This window comes from Planctomyces sp. SH-PL14 (genome assembly GCF_001610835.1).
Taxonomy (GTDB): Bacteria; Planctomycetota; Planctomycetia; order Planctomycetales; family Planctomycetaceae; genus Planctomyces_A.
Window position 1 is genome coordinate 5,105,686 of the sequence record NZ_CP011270.1, and the last position, 19,584, is coordinate 5,125,269.

The window sequence follows — 19,584 nt, forward strand, 5'->3', positions numbered from 1 at the left end:
CGGCCTGTCAGAACTCGCCGGAGTCGATCTGCAGCCGATCGAGCAGTCGGTAGAGCTTGCGGCGATGGATCCCCAGGATCCGGGCCGCCTTGGCTTTGTTCCCCCGCTCTCGCCGGAGGATCTCCAGGATGTGCTCCCGTTCCTTGGCCTCCAGCGTGTCCTCCGCCGGGACCTTCGCGGAGACCGTTCCCAATGCGATCCCGCGCCCGTCCATAGAGAGGAGGGGCGCGTCGACGCCCGCCCCGTTTGACCCGCTTCCGCCCTTCCCGCTGTCGCTCTTGGCTACGGAGGCGGCCGTTCGGGACACGACTTCCCCCGGCAGGTCATCCACTTCGACGACATTGGTGTCGGCCAGGATCTTGGCTCGCTCCAGGGCGTTGATCAGTTGCCGGATGTTCCCCGGCCAGCGATAACTCTCGACCGCGGCCATCGCGTCCGGGTCGATGTCCCAGCCCTCCCCCAGGATCGACCGGACCAAGAGCGGGATGTCCCCCTTCCGTTCCCGCAGCGGCGGTAGGACCAGCGAGAAGACGTTAATCCGGTAGTACAGGTCCTCGCGGAAGCGTCCGGCCTGCACTTCCTGCTCCATGTTGCGGTTGGTCGCGGCCAGGATCCGCACGTCGACCTTCCGTTCCTGGTGGGATCCGAGCCGCCGGAGCGAACCGTCTTCCAGCACGCGGAGGAGCTTCGGCTGCAGGGCGGGCGGGAGCTCTCCGATCTCGTCGATGAAGAGCGTCCCCCCGTCCGCGACTTCGAAGAGTCCTGTCTTGGCCGACAGGGCGCCGGTGAAGGCCCCTTTCTCGTGGCCGAACAGCTCGCTCTCGACCAGCGTCTCCGGGAGGGCCGCGCAGTTGATGGTCACGAACGGCTTGTCGGCCCGGGGGCTGGCGGCCTGGAGCCCCCGCGCGACAAGCTCCTTGCCCGTTCCGCTTTCTCCCTGAATCAGGACCGCCTTGTTGGAACGACCGACCCGCTCGATCAGCCGGAAGACCGTCTGCATCACGGGCGATTCCCCCACGATCTTCAACGGACGCTGCTCCCGCTGGATGAGGGTCCGGAGATTGCGGTTCTCCCGCTGCAACCGGCTCCGTTCGTCCGCCAGCCGGCACCGCCGCTCCAGCTCCGCAAGGGGGAACGGCTTCGTGAGGTAGTCGAGCGCTCCCAGCTTCATCGCCTCGACGGCGTTCTCGACCGTCGCCTGCCCTGTGAGGATGATGACCTCCGCCTCAGAGCCGGAACTCTTCATTCGCTCCAGGACTTCCAGTCCCGAGATCCCGGGCATGTTCATGTCGCAGACGACGACATCGAAATGCCGGCGTTCCAGCTCCTTGAGCGCCTCCTGGCCGTTCCGGGCTTCGCGGACGGTGTGCCCGCGTTTCGAAAGCCATTGAGCGGCGAGCTGGCGGAACTCGTCCTCATCTTCGACGAGAAGCAGGTTCATCGGCGCTGCGGAGTCGGACATCCCTTACTCACCCGAAACAAGACGAGCCAAGCGGTTCATTCTGAACGGTCGGCGGATACGAATCCAACGGACCCGCGACCGCTCATGCATCTCAAGTGCCACCTCCCAGTTGAATCGAGAACGCCTGGATTCCGATGACGAAGGCGCGCGGCTCTTTGCGAGCCGGGCAGGGGGACGTGTCTGTCAGACTACGGTCGCCTGGTGTGGGGAGCCTTAAGCTCTAATGGCCGACGGCCGACGAGTGTGCGTGGCGTGCACACCGTGCACATTGCGAGACGGAACAGGGCGCCCGCTTGAAGCAAGATCGATCCCCGATTCTACGGCTTGAGAGAGCAGATCTCTTTTGGAGGCAGCCGCGAGGATTTCGAGGGGGCCGCGGTCGGAATCACAGATGACGGCGATGCATTCCTGGAAGTCGAAGGGACGCGAGTCCGCGCGGCACTTCGGTTGCTTTGGCCCCGGAGAAGGCCGTTCTGCGGCAGAGCGTCTTCCATTCGACACGCACTCATCTCAGGCGCCGGCATCATCGCCAGCTGCCGATTGAAAACTGACGACCGATCACTGAGAACCAGGAACAAAGACGTGAACGTGAGAGTTGTCGCGGCCGTGGGAGTTCTCTGTTCAGCCCTGGGTTGTCAGCGGGATGACGCCCCGAGCTATTCCTACTCCGCCAGAACGCAGGCGCTCCCGGTCGAGCTTCGGAGTGCGTTGACCACCGAGATGGTCGAGCAGGCAGGGACGTTCGAGACTCCTCGGCTGATCGGGGCCAAAGAGGTCTCGCGGGAGCGGCTGCTCCACGGCCAGGCGGTCTATCAGGACCAGTGCGTCCAATGCCACGGCGTATCCGGCGACGGCCAAGGCCCCGCCGCCATCTACCTGTACCCCCGGCCGCGCGACTACCGGAACGGGACGTTCAAGTTCATCACGACTCCGTATGGAGCCAAGCCGGTCCGACCCGACCTGCTGCGGACCGTTCGCCAGGGAGTCCGCGGGACATCGATGCCGTCGTTCACCCTGCTGCCGGTCGACGACCTGGAGGCGGTCGTCGACTATGTCCTCGCGCTGACCCACCGCGGCGAGCTCGAGGAGCAGCTCCTGGCGATGGCGGACTCCGAGGAGGCGATCGACAAGGAGCTGGTTCAGGACGAGTCGCTCCCGGCGATCACGAATCGCTGGAGCGAAGCCGACGAGGCTGTGGTGGCTCCGCTGACCCGCCAGCCGAAGTTCACGATGGAGCATGTCGCCCGGGGGAAGACCGCCTTCCTGTCGAAGGGCTGTTCCAAATGCCACGGCGAGGACGGCCGCGGCCAGACCGCCGACAACATCGGCAAAGACCTGTGGGGATTCACCACCCGCGCGGCGGATCTGACTTCCGGGATGCTTCACGGCGGCCAGGAGCCGATCGACGTCTATCGCCGGATCTACTCTGGAATCAACGGCACTCCGATGCCCGGGTTCGGCCTCTCGCTGCAGGGGGAGCCGGACACGATCTGGGACCTCGTGGCTTACGTGAAGTTCGTCTCCAGCCGCCGACGCGAAGGCCAGACACCGGAGCCGGGGCCGATTCGGCCGTACGTCCCGGCCGAACCGTCCGCGGCACAAGCAGCCAGCGCCACCGCCGAGAGCCCGGGAGGCTGACCGCCCTGATCGACCTCCCGCAGCTCTCTCCTGCACCTCGTCCCCGCTTCCCTTCCGTCCCCGCTGGCCCCTTCATGACAGATCGCATCCAGCTTGCAGAAGAACTCGCCCAGCTGCGGGACCGCGTCGCCGAATTGGAATCGCGCCTGTCCGGGCCGACGGAGTCCGCACCTCCCTGGGCGCCCCACTCGTTCTACACCGCCTACTACGCCACGACCGGGTTCCTGCTCGGGATCTTCGGCGCGCTGGCGAGCCTCGTCGTCAACGTCATCGGGGCGCCGCTCGCCGGCAAGAGCCCGCTCGAGCTGATCCGGGTCTACCTGACGTTCCCGCTCGGCGAGAACGCCCTGGCCCTCGCCTCGCAGCAGAAGGATCTTTACGCCATCGGCGATGGCGTGATCCTGGCGATCGGCTGCTGCCTGTACCTGGGAACCGGAATGCTGCTTGGAGCGCCGTTTTACACGCTCCTGGCCCGGCTTTCCGAAAGGCGGCCGGTGTGGTTTCGCTTCGCCGTGGCGACCGGCCTGGCCGCCGCGATGTGGTTCGTGAACTTTTACCTGCTCCTCTCCTGGATTCAGCCAGCCCTCATCGGCGGGCGATGGATCACCGACCCGAACGTGCTTCCCCCCTGGGTCGCCCTGATGACGCATCTCGTCTTCGGATGGACACTCGCGGCGCTCTACAGCTGGGGTACGTTCCACCCCTACCAGGTGCCGGGAACGGCGACGGAGGAAGCGCACTGACTCGCCCACCCCGTTCTGTTTCCAACCCCTCGCCTTTTTTGTCCTCACTGACTTCGACTGAAGGCTTCCATGGAAGCGACCGCTTCGATTTCGATCGCCGCCACCACCACATCCGCTGCCGGTCCCTCGCGCGCGTCCGACCTCGTCGAAGAGCGGCTGGTGCTGTGGTACTTCATCGCCGCGCTCAGCTACATGCTGATCTCGATGACCGCCGGCGTCCTGATGGGGCTGCAGCTCATCCGGCACAACCCGCTCCCGCACTGGGAAGTCTTTTCGCCGGGACGGTGGCGGATGGTCCACACCAACGCCATCGCCTACGGGTTCCTCGCCAACGGCTTCCTGGGGATGCTGCACTGGGTTGTCCCACGGCTTACCCGGCACCCCGTCTTCAGCCGGCCTCTCTCCTACATCATCTTCGCCGCCTGGCAGTTCGTCGTCCTGGCGACGGCGGTCGGCCTCCTGTTCGGCGAAGCACAGGGACTCGAATGGGGGGAGACGCCGGTCTGGATCGATCCCGTCGCCCAGTTGGGCCTGTTGCTCGTGGCGATCAACTTCGGCGATCCGATCCTTCGGGTCAAAGGGCCGATGTACGTCACGCTGTGGTATTTCCTCTCCGCCCTCGTCTGGACGTTCCTGACCTACGCGATGGGGAACTTCGTTCCGCAGTACTGCGTGACCGGCTCGGCGGCCGGGGCAGTCGGGGGGCTGTTCATCCATGACCTCGTCGGCCTGTTCGTCACGCCGCTGGGCTGGGGGATGATGTACTACTTCGTCCCGATCCTCCTTCAGCGGCCGATGTGGAGCCACGGGATGTCGCTCGTCGGGTTCTGGGGGCTGGCCTTCTTCTACCCGCTCCAGGGGATCCACCACTTCCTCTACACGCCGATCCCCATGTTCCTGCAGTACGGGGCAGTCCTCTCGACCATTGCCCTCGAGTTCGTGGTCCTGACGGTCATCATCAACTTCGTCGGGACGCTGCGGGGGACCGGCATGGAGTGCCTGCGGAACCTGCCGCTGCGGTACTTCTACACCGGGATCCTGTTCTACTTCCTGACCTGCCTGCAGTGCGCGCTCCAGGTCACCATGACGTTCCAGGCCCTGGTTCACTTCACCGACTGGGTCGTGGGACACGCTCACATGGTCATGTTCGGGGTCTTCAGCCTGTGGCAGCTGGGGATGATGACCTACCTCGTCCCGAAGATTCTCCGGACCGGTTGGTATCGCGAGGACTGGTGCCACTGGCACTACTGGGGCTCTGCCGGCGGACTGGTCGTCATGGCGGGAGACTTGATCCTGGGGGGGCTGTTTCAGGGGTGGTCCTGGGCGGCGCTACAGCCCTGGGAGAACTCGCTTCAGGTTTCGATCCCGTTCTGGTCGGTCCGCCTCGTCGCCGGGTTGGTGATGTTCTGGGCCCAGATCGTGTTTGTCCTGAACCTGTACCGCACCTGGCAGCGCTCGCCCGTTCGCGACTCGCTCTTCCGGATTGACCTGTCCCGCGCTGATCTGGTGCCGGCTGTCACCGTGGAAAGCTGATGGCGGTCAGTTGTCAGTCGTTAGTCATCAGTGAAATTGGCTCGGAGCGACCGATGTTCGAAAGCAAGTCCGGAATCTTCCTCGTCGCCGGGATCGGCTTCTTCGCCCTCGCGTTCCTTTCGAACGCCGCCGTCCCCGCCCTCATGTACCGCCACCTCCCCGAGAAATCGGTCCGGCAGGTCGTCAACGCGAACGTCCGATACCAGTTCGAAGACCTCGCCCAACGATACCCCGAACCCTTCCAGGCCGCCTTCGGTACGCCCCCCGCCAACCCCTCCGAGGCCGCCGTCTGGTATGACGACAAGTGCGCCGAAGCCCTCGAAATCGGCCGCAAGGTGTACGTCGGCGAAGGATGCTGGCACTGCCACAGCCAGTTCGTCCGGCCGGTTTCGAACGAGGATCGCCGCTGGGGCCCGGTCTCGAAGTCCTGGGAATACCAGAACGAACTGCAGCGCCCCGTGATGTTCGGCACCCGCCGCGTCGGCCCCGACCTCAGCCGCGAAGGAGGCCGCCGCTCAAACGACTGGCAGGCAGTCCACCTGTTCCAGCCGACCATGCTCTCCCCGACCTCCCCCATGCCCGAATACCGCTGGCTCTTTGACGGCGATCCATCCCGTCCCAACAAGCGGGGACTGGCAACCCTCACCTACCTGCAATGGCTCGGCTCCTGGCTCGAGAGCTACCCCTACTACGAGGACTACCGGCCGACCGTGATCCAGAAGCCGGAAGCCCCCACGGAGACTCCCAATGAGTAACCCCTCCCGCCGCAACCGCGTCTGGTTCTGGTTCTTCACGCTCCTGGTCCTGATCCCGACCGTCCTCGGGTTCTCGAACAAGTTCCTCGACCTGCTCGTGATCCTCCAGGGGGACGACGAAGGAGCCTTCGCCCTCACCCCCGTGATCAACTACCTCCTCGCCACCGCGGGCTTCCTGTGCCTGCTCCTGTGGACCGCCGCCCAGGGAGCCTTCCGCGACATCAACCAGCCCAGCCGCGACATGTTCGAGAACGAACGGCAACTCGACGCCGCCCTCCGCGCAGGAATGCTCCCCGCGCCCCAGCCGGTCCCCGTTTCCTCCACCGAACCCCGCCGACGATGAACCAGGACACCTCGACACCCGATCAGGACGGCCGCCAGCTCACCTACCTCAGCAACACGATCCCCTGGTTCGTGCGGCTCATGTGGGTCGTCTTCTGGATCTTCGCCGTCGCGTATGCCATCGCGTTCTTTCTTCCGGCGATCCAAAAGGAACTCGTTACGCCCCCGTAGTCGGGAACGCCCGTTGTGGCTTGGATGGTTCCTCAATGGGATGTTTCCGGCGGCTAGGCCCACCAAGCAAAATACGGCCCCCCTGGACCCCCGCCTCTCGGCGAGCAGGCTCGCCGAGAGGCGGCCGATTTGCAACCTCTTATCATGTCCCATTCCGCCTCCTGCGACTACTGCGGGCTGCCGGTCGCCACAGCGGCCTCGGCATCGGAGCCCGTCTACTGCTGCTTCGGATGCCAGTTCGCCGCCGGCGTGACGCGCGAGTCGGACGGGGCCATGGATCGCCTCTCCCTCCAGGGCCCTTACGCCCGCCTGGGGATCTCGGTCTTCTGCACCATGAACGTCATCATGCTCACAATGGCGCTCTGGGCCTACGCGGAGAATCCCGACACGCGATTCGCCGCCGCCTTGGCCGACTTCCTCCGTTACTTCGCCATGCTGTTCACGATCCCGGTCCTCGTCCTCCTGGGCCGCCCCCTGGCCGAGTCGGCGACGGGCCAACTGCGGCGGGGACTGCTCTCGACCGACTTGCTCCTCCTGACCGGCGTGCTCGCGGCCTCGGCCGCCTCGATCCTCTCGACGTTTCGCGGGAACGGCCACGTCTACTTCGAAGTCGCCTGCGTGATCCTGGTCCTCGTCTCTCTGGGACGCTGGCTCGAGGCGCACGGCCGGGTGCGGGCCTCGCAAGCGCTCGACGAGCTCGAACGCCTCCTCCCTGACCGGGTCCTGCGACTGGAGGCGACGGGAGACCAGACGGAGGAAATCCCGGTGGCCGAGATCCGCGCCGGAGACCGTCTGCGGGTCCGCGCGGGAGAACGAGTCGCCGTCGACGCGACCGTCGAGTCGGGCACGGCCTCCGTCGACGAGCAGTTCTTCACGGGCGAAAGCGTCCCGGTCCTCAAGACCGTCGGCGATGAGCTCCTGGGGGGAAGCTTGAACCTCGACGGGGACCTCGTGGTCTGCGCGCGGTCCACCGCCGAGGGAGGAGCCCTGGCACGACTCGTGAGACAGGTCCGGGAGGCGCGGCTTACCCGCGGCGAGCACCAGGCGCTGGCGGACCGCTGGTCGCGGGCGTTCTTCCCGATCATCGGGCTGCTGGCGTTGGCGACCTTCGGCGTTCATACGTGGCGGGAGCGGTGGGATGTCGGGCTCATGAACGCCCTCTCGGTCGTCCTGATCGCCTGCCCCTGCGGCCTGGCGCTCGCCACCCCGCTGGCGGCGTGGGTGGCCCTCGGAACGGCCGCCCGCCGCGGAGTCCTGTTCCGAAGCGGCGAAGCAATCGAGCGGCTGGCCCGGACCCGCCGCGTCTACTTCGACAAGACCGGAACGCTCACGACCGGCCAGCCCCGCGTCGTCCGGTTCGTCTGCGAGAACCCGCAGGACTTCGACCTCCTGCGGAACCTCTCGGTCGCGATCACGCAGTCGTCGACGCACCCCTTTTCGGTCGCGATCCACGAGTTCCTCGAAGCGGCGGGACCGATCCCGGCGCTGGAAGGATTCCGTACGGTCCCCGGGGCGGGCCTCGAAGCGGTTCTTGCCGATGGCGGGTTCGTCTACGTCGGCTCGCGGGAGTGGATGGCGTCTCAAAAGCTGGCGGTCGGACCGCGGGTCCAGGCGGCCCTGGCCGATTCGAAGGGAGCGAGCGCGTCCCACGTCTTCGTCGGAACGACGGGGAGGGGGACCGCGGCCGCCGGCGTCGGGGCGCTGTTTCTCCTGGAGGAGACCCTGCGGCCCAGCGTGGCGGCGTGTCTCGCTGGGCTGGAGGACCTGGCGATTGGGGCGGAAGTCCTGACGGGAGACCGGCGGGAGCGAGGCGAAGCGCTGCGGCGGGAGTTGGGGATTCCAGTCCGGGCCCGGCTCCTCCCCGAGCAGAAGGTCGAATGGATCCGCCGGACGGGCGGGTCTGCAGGGCGAGGAACGGAGACCGATCCCGGTGTTGTGATGGTCGGGGACGGGCTCAACGACGCTCCCGCGCTGGCGGCGGCGTCGCTCGGTATGGCTCTTGGATGCGGGACTGATGTCAGCCGCGACACTGCGGATGTCTGCCTCGTCCGCGACGATCTGGCGATGGTTCCGTGGTCGATCGGCTTCGCCCGACGGACGGTGCGGACGATGCGGCAGAACCTTGGCTGGTCGTTCGGGTACAACGGCGTGGGGGTCGTGTTCGCGGCGGCCGGGTGGCTTCATCCGGCGATCGCCGCCGCCCTGATGGTCGTCAGCAGCCTGATGGTCCTGGGGAACTCACTGCGGCTTCAGGAGGGAGAGATCTCGCCCTCGTTTCCGTCGCCGCTCCAGGAAGGCCCGGCCGGCCTGCTCCGTCCTTCGGAGGGGGTCGAGGCATGAGCGAGCTTCCGCTGGTTTTCCTGGGCGGCCTCCTGGGATCGTCGCACTGTGTCGGGATGTGCGGCGGGTTTGCGCTGCTGGTCGGGATGTCGACCACGTCGTGCCGGCAGAATGTCGCGGCGCAGCTCGTGTACAGCAGCGGCCGGTTGATGACGTACACCGTTCTGGGAGGGGCGGCGGGGCTTGCGGGAGGGCGGCTCGTCGAGCGGGTTCCAGCCCTGGCGAACGCGCCGGCGATTCTGTCTCTCCTGGCGGGGTTGTTCCTGATCGGGGAAGGGTTGTTCGCGACGGGCGTCATCCGTCGGCGGCGTCCTCGATCGGGGCCGGCGGCCGCCTGTCTGGCGGGGCCGTTGTTCGGGGCGATCCTGCGGACACCCGGGTTTCAGAACGTATTCACGGCCGGTGTCCTGACCGGGCTGCTGCCGTGCGGTCTCGTTTACGCCTTCCTGTCGCTGGCGGCGAGTACGCACGACCTGCTGCGCGGAATGACGACCATGACAATGTTCGGGCTAGGGACGATGCCGCTCATGCTTCTGACCGGCTCCGGAGCGATGCTTCTGGGGCCTGAGGCACGGAAGCGCTTGTTCCGCGCGGCGGCGTGGTGCGTTGTCGCGACCGGGCTTCTGACGGCCTGGCGGGGCTATCAGTTCTGGAATGCGCCTGTCGAACCGGGCGCAACACCTTGCCCGTTCTGCACGGTCTCAGCGCCGGTACATCCAGAGCTTGACACCACCTCGTGACTCTCCGCGAGCTTGCGAATGGAGAGTCGGGGTGGGCCTGGGCCGAAGTCCCTTCAGCCGCCGGAGGCAACCTGTGAGGAACGGTCCAGGGCACGTTAGACGGGCCGCTTGAAGACCCAGGCCAAAAGCAGACCGCCGCCGACAAGGTGCAGGAGTGCGACGAGGAACCCGACGCCCCACAGGGTGTCGGCGCCGGTTTCGTCGCGGCCGGGGCAGTTGAAGAAGCGTGTTCGGATGAGTCCGCAGATCCAGGACCAGTGCAGCATGACGTGCACGAGCAGGCCGAGGCCGAGTCCGATCAGGGTGAAGAACTGCAGGTTCCGCCACTGTGTCAGGGTCTGGCCGAGGACGGTCCAGCCAAATCCGGCCGGTCCTGCGGGAAAGACGAGGTGCAAGACGCCCGAGATCCAGACGAGGAGGAGGAAGGCGGCGAGGAGAGCTGCGTCGAGCCAGAAGTTGACGAGGGCCCACGAGATCGCGCGGGGCCGTTTGGCCTCGGGCCTCTGGTGCTCGGCGGGAGCAGAGCTGGAAACATGCCGGAGGTGGTGGGCTGCCTCCGACATGGGGGGACTTTGAGGACTGGGGGTCACGTTGGACTCAGGAAACGAAAGATGTGGGGCGGTTCGAAGACCGTCATTTGCGGCTCTGGGTGGCAGTAGAGGGCTTTCCTTCGGCGATCAGTTTGTCGCGCACGAAGCGGTGGCAGTCGACGCACTGCATCGTGACGTCCACCCAGCGGACCATTGCCTTGTCGAGGTCTCCCGCCTGGGCCGATTCACCGAGCAGTTTGGTGACGCGCTGGAAGTCGTCGCTGAACTGCCGGTACATGACGTCCTTGGAGATCCGCCATGTCTCGGCTTCGCACATCTTCGCCAGTTCGTCGGCACCGGACTTCACGAGTCGGGAGTCCTCCGTCACGAGCCCTTCCAGAATGCGGTTCGAGGCGTCGAGCTTCTTCCGCATGAACTGCTGAAGCTCTTTGGTCCGCTCGAAGCCGGGCCGCGACGGTGAAGGCCTCGGAGCGTCCTGGGCGGCGGCGCCGTGGAGGGCTTGAAAGGCCAGGACGCCAGCAGCGAGAGAGGCGGTGGCGAAGGAAGCGAAGGAAAGGAGGCGCATGGGAAAACCTTGGAGGGGGGATAGAGGCTCGTGACGCTCCAGCCGAGGGCGCGGCGGCTCTTTGCGTTGCGATGTCAGCGGGCGTTCAACAGATCGCGAAGGCGTCGGAGTTCGGATTCCTGTTCGGTCTGAAGGTCCGTGGCGAAGGTCTCGAACTCACGGCCGGCGGTTCCCCAGCAGTCGAAGCCGGGGCCGCAGCCGTTGAGGCGGGCGATGATCCCATCCAGCCGGGTGAGCAGGAGGCGGTGACGCGCTTCCATCTCGTTCGGATCGAGGGGATGCAGGGATCCCGGAAGGGAGGCGTCGGGCGGGGAAACGAGTCGATGCTCCGCCGTTTCCTCCTGGGAGAAATGCCTGGCGAGTCTTTCTCGCAGGGCGTCGAGACGCATCCCCATCTGTCCGAAGTTCGGCTTGCCCCACTCGCGGAGTTGCTCCCACCATTGCCGTTCCGATTTCAGCCGCAGGACCAGCTCTTCCTGTTCGCGGACGAGTTCGGAGAGCCCGAGTTGAGAGGGGGATACGTTCATGGCTGCGGCTCCGTAAACAGGACTGTCACCCGCAGTTCTGCATGTCGAATGCCGAACGGGTGAGCTCCGGTAAACCGACGGAACCTCGTCATTCCTTCGGTCCGCTGCCGCACAGGCCCTCGCGGAGGTGACACCAAAGAGCACGGCATGGGACGGATCCGCACACCGGGGCCCTGAGGCTCGCCCTTAGTCGGGCACGGGGGATGGTGTTGTTCTCTGGGCCTCTTGCCGCCCGTAACTGGTATGGGAGTTGCCGCCCGAATGAGGGACATCTCGTGCGAGAACGCACCTGCACTTCATCGGCCCCGTCGCCCATTCCTCGATTTTCCAGTCCTGCGACTCCGCACAGCGCGGACGCTATCCTGACGGCACACGCCCCTTTTCGTGAACGACTCCAGCCCACCGAAGATGGACCCTCAACGGCTCTTCGCCCGATACCGCGAACTGCAAGCGTACGTGGGCTGGACCGACGGGCATGCGGAGAAGATCCGATCGATCGGCCCGCTGGTGGGCCCTCATTTTCCCCGGCTGGTGGAGGATTTCTACGCGGAGATCGAGCGGCATCCGGACGCCCTCAAGGTCATCACCGGAGGAGCGGCCCAGATCGAGCGGCTCAAGGGGACGCTCGTCCTGTGGCTCGAGCAGCTGGTCTCCGGCCGGTATGACGCCGACTATGTCGTCCGGCGTTGGAAGATTGGACATCGGCATGCGGAGATCGGGCTGGATCAGGTCTTCACGAACGTCGCCCTCTCACGCCTCCGCCGCGGGCTGCACGGCGTCCTCGACGAGTTCTGGACCGGATCGGTGCAGGAACTCCTTGAACTGCGTGTGACCGTCAATACGCTCATCGATCTGGATCTGGCACTAATCGAGGATGCGTACCAGACCGAGCACTTCCTGCGGCAGCAGGCGACCGAGCGGCTGGCGCTCATCGGCCAGGTGGCGGGTGGGGTTGCTCATGAGCTGCGGAACCCGCTGAACGTCGTCAAGACGTCCGTTTACTACCTGCTCAATGCGAAGAATCCGTCGCCGGAGAAGTCTGTCAGCCATCTGCAGCGGATTGAGCGGCAGGTCGGCCAGGCCGAAGAGGTGATCGCCGCGCTCGTCCGCTTTGCGAAGATGCCCCTTCCCGATGTGGGGCCCCTGGAGATCGACAAGCTGGTCGACTCGGCGCTGGCCCTGACCGAGGTCCCGGCGAATATCCGAGTGGTGCGGAATTGTCCCGAGGGGCTGTGGGCGATCGCCGACGCCGACCAGTTGCGGATCGTCCTGGATAACCTCATCCGCAACGCCTGCGAGGCCATGCCGAACGGCGGAACGCTCTCACTGACCGCGGGGTCTCGCCCCCCATATCTCCACATCGACGTGACCGACACGGGGACGGGGATCGAGCCGGACAATCTCCAGCGCGTGATGGAGCCCTTCTATTCGACGAAGGCCCGGGGGATCGGGTTGGGGCTGGCGATGGCGAAGGCGCTTGTTGAGAAGAGTGGGGGCCGGATCAGTGTTGCCAGTGAAGCGGGGCGCGGGACGACCTTCACGGTTGGACTCAAGGCCCGGGGCGAATGAGCTTGAACCGCTAACTCGAGCGGCGCACTTGCCGGCACAGCTTTGTTTGCTCAAGCCCGATGTGCGACGGCAGCCAGGATGCAAGGGGGGCTCACCCCCTTGCATCCCCCACCAGGGTGCCCCTGGACCCGGTGAGGTCAGCGGCGCGGGGTGAGCGTTAGTAACGACTCCTTGTCGGCTTCGATAGAGACCCGATAAATTCGCTGGAGCGACGGGGCTGCCGCAAAACATGTCGAACCCGCTCGGCTGCGATCAACAGATCGTCAATGCCGGCGTGCCGCCCGACAGTCACCCGGCCCCCTCAGCCAACGCTCATGCGAAATCGCCCCTCCATCCTCGTCGTCGACGACGAACTCGACATCTGCCAGAACCTCGCCGACATCCTGGCCGATCAAGATTACGACGTCGACATCGCCAGCAGCGGCCAGGCGGCTCTCGACTGCGCCGCCCGCAAGTCCTACGACGTCGCCCTCCTCGACCTCAAGATGCCGGAGATGGACGGCATCGCGCTCTACCGGAAACTCCGGGAGATCCGCCCCGAAATTGTGGCGATCATCCTGACTGCCTACGCCAGTGACCCGACGATTCGCAGCGCCGTCCATCTCGGAGCCTGGCGGGTCCTGCCAAAACCAGTCGACCTCTTCCGCCTCTTCTCGCTGCTGGGAGACGCTGTTAAGCAGCCGCTGGTCCTAGTGGTCGACGACGACCGGGCCCTCTGCGAGAACCTGTGGGACCTGTTCCGGGAGTGGAACCTGCGCGTCTGCGTCGCCCACACGGAACCCGAAGCCCTGTGCCGCATCCACGAGCGGGCCTACCAGGTGGTCCTGGTCGACCTCAAGCTCCCCGAAGGGGACGGCCGGAACCTGATCGGACAGGTCCACGTCACCCGTCCCGACGCCCGGACGATCCTCATCACTGCCCATGCCGAAAGCGTGGGGGACGCCACGACGGACACCCGGCCGCCCGACGCCGTCTGCCTCAAACCGTTCGATCTGGAGAGGCTGCGGACGACGATCGCCAGGCTGACCGCGAGCCCCCCCCGAGAGGAGTGAGCTTGGAAGCGCCGTCCCCGCTGTCGATCCTGATTCTCGAGGACGATCCCGACGCCTGCGAAAACCTGCAGGACATCCTGGAGTTCGATCGCCATCGCGTGACGACCTTCCCGTCCTCTCGAGCCGCCCTCGCCTCCCCTGGCCTGAAGACAGCGGACGTCATCCTGCTGGACTGGAAGCTTCCTGACGCTTCGGCCCTGGAGCTCCTCCCCATCCTGACCCGCGAGGCCCCCGAGGCGGACATCGTCATTGTCACCGGTTTCGGCGACTTCGACCGGGCGGTCCTAGCCCTGCGAGAAGGGGCGGCCGACTACCTGCTCAAGCCGATCAACCCGGAGAGCCTGCGGGCCAGCATCGGCCGTCTCTCGCAGCGCCGCTGGCTGGCCAAGGAGAAGGTCCGGTCTGAGGAGATGTTCCGGCATCTCGTGGAGGCGGCGCCGAGCGTGATTCTGATCCTGCGGCGGGACCTGCAGGTCGACTACTTCAGCCCCCACGCCGAACGGGTCACCGGCTACTCCGCCGCCGAGATCACCGGCAACGGCCTGGAGCCGCTGCTGACCAAGCACGATCCGGAAACGGTCCGCAACGTCGTCGACGAGCTGTTCCGGCAGGGGGAGCTATGGGGACGTGAGGCGGAGATCGTCTGTCGCGACGGGACGCACCGCTGGCTGATGTGGAACGGGCGAGTGATCGACGACGTCGAAGGGGAGCCGGCCCTGCTGATCGTGGGCCAGGACGTCACCGAACAGAAGCAGGCGGTCGAGAAGCTGGTCCAGTCGGAGCGGCTGGCCGCCATCGGCGAAGCGATGGCCGGCCTGGCGCATGAAAGCCGCAACGCCCTGCAGCGGAGCCAGGCCTACCTTGAGGTGCTGGCGAGTGAACTGGAGGGGCAGCCGGAGCCGCTCGAACTGGTCGCGCGATTGCAGAAGGCACAGAACCATCTGCACCAGCTTTACGAAGAGGTCCGGCAGTACGCCGCTCCGCTCCGTCCGCGCTTGGCTCCCTGCGCGATCCCGCGGCTGATCGAGGAGACGTGGGCGAACCTGGAGCACGTCTGGCGGGACCGCGACGCCCGGCTGTCGTTCGCGTCACCGCACGGTCCGCCGGCGGTGGCGGTCGACCGGAGTATGATGGAGCAGGTGTTCCGGAACATCCTGGAGAACGCGCTCGCCGCCTGTCCCGATCCGGTCCGGGTGGAGGTCCGGTGCGAAGAGATCGCCAGACCTGCCGGACCGCGTCTGCGGATTGCGGTCGGCGACAACGGCCCGGGCCTGACGGTGGAGCAGAAGCGGCGGATCTTCGACCCGTTCTACACGACCAAGACCCGCGGCACAGGTCTGGGGATGACGCTCGCCCGGCGGATCGTGGAGGCTCATGGGGGGAGGATTGGCGTAGGTGACGGCGAAGGCCCAGGCGCCGAGATTATCGTCGAGCTTCCCAGCGGGAAGTAGCACGGTGCGCGGGGACGGCCCCTATCCTTCACGTCATTGGACTGAGCCCGATAAGAGGTCGGGTAAGCGTCCTCAGTCAAATGTGATCAACGGCTTGATGATCCCCTCCTCTTTGGTCTCCATCAGCCGGACCGCGCGGTCGACCTCTGAGAACGGGACGCGGTGCGTTGTCATGAGGCTCGGATCGACCCGGCCGGTCTCGATCAGGCGGAGCAGCCGATTCATGCGGACGCGCCCTCCCGGACACAATCCCCCGCGGATCGTCTTGTCTCCCATACCGACGCCCCACTCGACGCGCGGAATGTCGACCGAGTCACCGTGGCCGTAGTAGCCCGTGTTCGAGATCGTCCCCCCCGGTCGCGTCACCTTCACGCACGCCTCGAATGTCGCCTGAGCCCCGTAGCATTCGATCGCGGAGTCGACTCCGAGCCCGCCGGTCAGGCTCAGCACTTCCTCCACGACATTCCCCGAGCCGGGATCCACGATCTCGTCGGCCCCGTACCGCCGGGCGAGCGCCTGCCGGTCCGGCCGCCCCTCAACGGCGATCACGAGGCCAGCCCCCAGGAGTCTCGCTCCCACCGTGGCCATCAGGCCGACGGGCCCCTGGGCGAAGACCGCCACAGTCCCTCCCAGTGGAATGGCGGCGTTCTCGGCTCCCATGAACCCGGTCGACAGCATGTCCGCGCAGTACACCGCGACGTCGTCCGAGATGCCGTCCGGAATCGGAGTCAGGTTCGCTTCCGCGTCGTTGACGTGGAAGTACTCCGCGAAGACCCCGTCTTTGACGTTGGCAAACTTCCACCCCCCCAGCAGTCCCGAGCACTGCGACGTGAAGCCCCGCTGGCAGTTCTCACAACGAAAGCACGGGGTGATCGCCCCGGCCAAGACGCGCTGTCCCTCCCGCAGGCCACGGACCGCGCTCCCCAGCGTCGCGACGACTCCCACCCCTTCGTGTCCCAGGGTCAGCGCCTGGCGGGGGCCGATCGCCCCTTTGACTGTGTGGATGTCCGACGTGCAGACGAGAGCCCGCGTCGTCTTGACCACTGCGTCGTTGGGACCAGGTTCGGGGATCGGCTTCTGCATGAAGCCAACTCGACCGATCCCCTCCATAACAAATGCCTTCATCGAACCTGCCATCGCGACCTCACTTTTGGATCGACACTCCCCGGAGCGACCGTACCGCCGCAAGCCGGAGGGACAGGCGAGCCGGAACGGGAGACGGACTGGAAAGTCTTCAGGATGCGGTCCTCAGCTCGGGAGTCCTGGGGCGAATCACGAGCACGGGATAAGGGGCGCGCCGGACGACTACCTCGGCAACGCTTCCCAGAAGCAAGTGGGAGATCCCAGTCCGGCCATGAGACCCCATGACGACGAGGTCAATGTACTGAGCTTTCACATACTGCAGGATCCCGTCAACCGGATCGCCGACAAGGACCGCTCGATGAATGGACGGAATGCCGATCGCGGAGACGACCACCCCCGCCAGTTTGGCTTCGGCTGGCTGCGTGGGATAAGGCTCGGGCTTGGCCATGGCGGCACTGGGCCGGGACTCGACAATGTGGAGCAGGTGCAGTTCCGCACCGTACCGGCTCGCCAGGTCGCACCCCGCCTGCAGCGCTGCAAGGCTGCTTTCGCTCAGGTCGAGAGGGACAGCGATCCGCTGAAAACTCATAGTTAACTCGAAGGATGATGGTCGGATTTCGCGAGGATGGACGATTCGGCGATGGCAAGAAGTCGCACGCTGCGAGTTGGCAAAACATGTTCCTTCCTTCGCGACGATCCCCGTGCCTGCGTATGTCAGTGACAGCCCCTCGGACCACGAAGCAGTGGTGACACACTGTGTGCTCAATGGCACATGCTCGGTGTGCACTTGGGAAGATGAGCCCGAGGCGTCTGGTTAGTAAGGCTCGTCCGCGGGGGATCATCGACTCGGCTTCGTAGGGGACTCCATCACCGGATTGCGGTGTCCTTATCTGCACGAAGACTGCGAGTGTCGACCTTCGCCCTTCTCGGCAATCGCCACGCGTCGTGAGGCGTTCACACAAAGCTCGATGGAGGGCGACACCTCGTTCCCGTGCCCGAAGTCGACGACAACGCATTGAACGCTGCTTACGGTAAGGTGCGTTCCTTCCTGATTGGGGCGTAGCCTTTCAGCTGCTGCTCCTCGCCCGATGGAAATTGTTGTTACATAGTGAGTTGACTGCTGGCCTTCGTCGGTGCGGTGGAGCGCATTCTGCTTGCTAGCTGTCGGGGCTCGATGCATCGAGGGATACCGCGGCAACGAAAGCCTCAGTCGACCTCCGGATCGGACCCTGCAAACCGGATGAGTTTCATTGCGACGCGGGAAGGATCGCCGGGCAAGCGGCATCGCTGACTCTGCCGCAACGATCTGAGAGCTCTGATTCAACTTCGACGATTGAGCTCAACAACGCGATCCGAGAGTTCATCCGGCCGATTGCTACCGGTTGACTCGAACCTCCGAGCACAAAAGCAATCGGCGTTATCCGTCCTGAGTCGGTTCGCGTCGTCGCGGTTGATATACCGGAGGTCTGCGATAGGGGATTCCGGTGGAGACCTCACAGGCTTTGCGACGACTCGGAGTGGAGGGCCCGGGCCACCAGGCATCGCCATCGTGTTTTCGCTGGCGTTTTGTCACCCCTGCCGTGTTACGCGTCATTGAGTGTTGATCCGAGGTGGGCGTTTGCCGGGAACAATCGACGGCCATGTCGTGATTGGTCGTGATGACCTCTCCTTCTTGCGGATGGTCAGCGCCAGTAAGTCGGGCAGCTTTCAGGTGATGCCTGGTGTGGTGCCAATGGCGGTCCCTCGGCTGATCGAGTTGGGTCTGCTGCACGTGATCGGGGGCAGGGCGTGTATCACGGGGCGGGGAATCCGTGCCGCTGAGGCATCTCCGATCAGGGAGAGCGAGCGGTCAGTCTCGATCCGCAGTGCGGACCTGCGCTGAACACCGGCAGCCGAAGCCTTTTCTGAAGTGCTTCTTGGCGCGGGTGCGAGTGAGATGGGTGAGGCGGCCGCGAGCCGTCCCCATAGCATCAGCGATCGGAGACCAGAGCCCGGACCGGAGGATTTGCGAGGACCGGACTCGGACCGAGAGCCAGGCGCGTTGAGCGGGCTCGCTGAGCCGGTTCCCCTTATTAGCGCGCTACACGCAACCCCAGGCGATTTCCTCGCCGAATGGCCTGTGACTCGGCGAAATTCTGTGTCGATGGTTCTGAAGGAGGTGTTAAAACAGCTCCACCATCGTCCATGTACCGGTGAGTGACGCAGCCATGCCTTTCGAGAGTTGGTCCCACATCGTGGTTCTCGAAGCGGATCGCCAGTTACTTCGCACGCTTCTCTTCTCGGGCTACGCGCGGCTTCATTGCCTGCGGGACGAGGAGCGAGAAGGGGTGGACCGTCTGGCGAGTTCCGGCCTGGTGACGATCGAGTGCGCGAAGGCCCGGCTGACGGAGCGTGGCTACCGTCTGGCATTTGCCGAGCCGTGGTACGCCGGCGGCGGGGTTGCGTTCTACTGGTACCAGCGAGCGACGTCCGGCTTGAGGCCCGTATAGGGGGGCTTTCAGCGCGGGTTCGATTCTTAGCGGGACCGATGGGCTCGGTTCTGCAATGCGCCGCCGAGGCGGGGAGCAGTCATCATGTACAGAGTTATGCTGAGCCGGCCCGAATGGGACTGGCTTGTTCACTTGCGCTTCGTGCCTCTGCGCCTTGTGACGAGCGTCCAGCAGGTGGGGGCGCAGGCGGTGGCGAACATCCTCCGTTTCAAGCTGGTGGAGGAGGTCGAGGGGTACCACCATCTCACGTGGCGTGGTCTCAAGCTCATCGAGACTCCGCCTTATCCGCTGCCGGACGGCTCCCGAATCGTGAAGCTCCAGTGGGTGACGCCCCCGGAGCATGCGACGTGATGGCAGCGGTACCGACGCCGCTTCCCATCCGTGGCCCTTGTGACGCTGGGTCGTTCGCGCTGTAGGCGGCCCGCCAGCACCTCTCGTCGCTGCCGCGATTGATGTCCGGTGGGAGCCTTGCCGGGACACGCGACGGTTGCGTGGGGATTCGGTGGGATGACTTCGCCGTGTTGCGGATTCTTTCCGAGAGCATCTCGAGAACCTCCGCCGTTCTGATGGAGC

Annotated in this window: 19 protein-coding genes; 13 read left to right on the forward strand and 6 right to left on the reverse strand. The window is 65.4% G+C overall.

Annotation, left to right across the window (positions count from 1 at the left end; translation table 11 throughout):
- Window positions 1–7 precede the first annotated feature (7 nt).
- Window positions 8–1,462, reverse strand: coding sequence for a sigma-54-dependent transcriptional regulator (locus tag VT03_RS19490; RefSeq protein WP_075094530.1), 1,455 nt, complete (start codon window positions 1,460–1,462; stop codon window positions 8–10).
- A 582-nt stretch (window positions 1,463–2,044) separates the two neighbouring features.
- Here VT03_RS19490 and VT03_RS19495 point away from each other — a divergent pair.
- The 8 genes from VT03_RS19495 (at window position 2,045) to VT03_RS19525 (ending at window position 9,724) form a co-directional block, all read left to right on the forward strand.
- Window positions 2,045–3,100, forward strand: a complete 1,056-nt coding sequence (locus VT03_RS19495) for a c-type cytochrome (RefSeq protein WP_156514622.1) — start codon at window positions 2,045–2,047, stop codon at window positions 3,098–3,100.
- 74 nt (window positions 3,101–3,174) lie between these two features.
- Window positions 3,175–3,843 carry a hypothetical protein gene (locus VT03_RS19500; protein WP_075094532.1) on the forward strand — a complete coding sequence of 223 codons (669 nt, stop codon included), beginning with the start codon at window positions 3,175–3,177 and terminating at the stop codon, window positions 3,841–3,843.
- Between the two features lie 69 nt (window positions 3,844–3,912).
- Complete coding sequence (locus tag VT03_RS19505; RefSeq protein ID WP_082846357.1) at window positions 3,913–5,376, forward strand: cbb3-type cytochrome c oxidase subunit I; 1,464 nt, start codon at window positions 3,913–3,915, stop codon at window positions 5,374–5,376.
- Window positions 5,377–5,429: 53 nt separating this feature from the next.
- Window positions 5,430–6,131 carry a cbb3-type cytochrome c oxidase subunit II gene (locus VT03_RS19510; protein ID WP_075094533.1) on the forward strand — a complete coding sequence of 234 codons (702 nt, stop codon included), beginning with the start codon at window positions 5,430–5,432 and terminating at the stop codon, window positions 6,129–6,131.
- Window positions 6,124–6,474, forward strand: a complete 351-nt coding sequence (locus tag VT03_RS19515; RefSeq protein ID WP_075094534.1) for a hypothetical protein — start codon at window positions 6,124–6,126, stop codon at window positions 6,472–6,474. The genes VT03_RS19510 and VT03_RS19515 overlap by 8 nt, the downstream gene beginning before the upstream one ends.
- Entirely contained in the window at window positions 6,471–6,644 is a 174-nt protein-coding gene (locus tag VT03_RS34275; RefSeq protein WP_197489008.1) for a hypothetical protein, read from the forward strand. Before VT03_RS19515 ends, VT03_RS34275 begins: the two co-directional genes overlap by 4 nt.
- Window positions 6,645–6,788: 144 nt before the next feature.
- Window positions 6,789–8,984 carry a heavy metal translocating P-type ATPase gene (locus VT03_RS19520; RefSeq protein WP_075094535.1) on the forward strand — a complete coding sequence of 732 codons (2,196 nt, stop codon included), beginning with the start codon at window positions 6,789–6,791 and terminating at the stop codon, window positions 8,982–8,984.
- Complete coding sequence (locus VT03_RS19525; protein WP_075094536.1) at window positions 8,981–9,724, forward strand: sulfite exporter TauE/SafE family protein; 744 nt, start codon at window positions 8,981–8,983, stop codon at window positions 9,722–9,724. Before VT03_RS19520 ends, VT03_RS19525 begins: the two co-directional genes overlap by 4 nt.
- Window positions 9,725–9,819: 95 nt before the next feature.
- On the opposite strand, the gene VT03_RS19530 is transcribed toward VT03_RS19525, so the two are convergent.
- The 3 genes from VT03_RS19530 to VT03_RS19540 all read right to left on the reverse strand — a co-directional run bounded on the left by VT03_RS19530 (window position 9,820) and on the right by VT03_RS19540 (window position 11,367).
- On the reverse strand, window positions 9,820–10,287 hold the full coding sequence (locus tag VT03_RS19530) for a hypothetical protein (RefSeq protein WP_075094537.1): 468 nt from the start codon (window positions 10,285–10,287) through the stop codon (window positions 9,820–9,822).
- 70 nt (window positions 10,288–10,357) lie between these two features.
- The gene (locus VT03_RS19535; RefSeq protein ID WP_075094538.1) at window positions 10,358–10,840 is read right to left on the reverse strand and encodes a hypothetical protein; all 483 of its coding nucleotides are present in this window, start codon (window positions 10,838–10,840) and stop codon (window positions 10,358–10,360) included.
- 74 nt (window positions 10,841–10,914) lie between these two features.
- Complete coding sequence (locus tag VT03_RS19540; RefSeq protein WP_075094539.1) at window positions 10,915–11,367, reverse strand: hypothetical protein; 453 nt, start codon at window positions 11,365–11,367, stop codon at window positions 10,915–10,917.
- A 408-nt stretch (window positions 11,368–11,775) separates the two neighbouring features.
- Between VT03_RS19540 and VT03_RS19545 the strand changes: the two genes are divergently transcribed.
- The 3 genes from VT03_RS19545 (at window position 11,776) to VT03_RS19555 (ending at window position 15,439) form a co-directional block, all read left to right on the forward strand.
- Window positions 11,776–12,936 carry a sensor histidine kinase gene (locus VT03_RS19545; RefSeq protein WP_075094540.1) on the forward strand — a complete coding sequence of 387 codons (1,161 nt, stop codon included), beginning with the start codon at window positions 11,776–11,778 and terminating at the stop codon, window positions 12,934–12,936.
- Window positions 12,937–13,250: 314 nt separating this feature from the next.
- The gene (locus VT03_RS19550; protein ID WP_075094541.1) at window positions 13,251–13,988 is read left to right on the forward strand and encodes a response regulator; all 738 of its coding nucleotides are present in this window, start codon (window positions 13,251–13,253) and stop codon (window positions 13,986–13,988) included.
- A gap of 2 nt (window positions 13,989–13,990) precedes the next feature.
- On the forward strand, window positions 13,991–15,439 hold the full coding sequence (locus VT03_RS19555; protein WP_197489009.1) for an ATP-binding protein: 1,449 nt from the start codon (window positions 13,991–13,993) through the stop codon (window positions 15,437–15,439).
- A gap of 72 nt (window positions 15,440–15,511) precedes the next feature.
- Here the strand turns inward: VT03_RS19555 and VT03_RS19560 are convergent, their stop codons facing one another.
- Both VT03_RS19560 and VT03_RS19565 read right to left on the reverse strand, forming a co-directional pair.
- On the reverse strand, window positions 15,512–16,564 hold the full coding sequence (locus VT03_RS19560) for an NAD(P)-dependent alcohol dehydrogenase (RefSeq protein WP_075094542.1): 1,053 nt from the start codon (window positions 16,562–16,564) through the stop codon (window positions 15,512–15,514).
- Window positions 16,565–16,673: 109 nt separating this feature from the next.
- Window positions 16,674–17,111: a universal stress protein gene (locus tag VT03_RS19565; protein ID WP_075094543.1), complete on the reverse strand. Its 438-nt coding sequence runs from the start codon at window positions 17,109–17,111 to the stop codon at window positions 16,674–16,676.
- A gap of 1,618 nt (window positions 17,112–18,729) precedes the next feature.
- On the opposite strand from VT03_RS19565, the gene VT03_RS19575 reads away from it, so the two are divergent.
- Both VT03_RS19575 and VT03_RS19580 read left to right on the forward strand, forming a co-directional pair.
- Entirely contained in the window at window positions 18,730–19,011 is a 282-nt protein-coding gene (locus tag VT03_RS19575) for a hypothetical protein (protein WP_075094545.1), read from the forward strand.
- An 84-nt stretch (window positions 19,012–19,095) separates the two neighbouring features.
- A complete protein-coding gene (locus VT03_RS19580; protein WP_156514623.1) occupies window positions 19,096–19,362 on the forward strand; it encodes a hypothetical protein in 267 nt (88 codons plus the stop codon).
- Window positions 19,363–19,584: the final 222 nt, after the last annotated feature.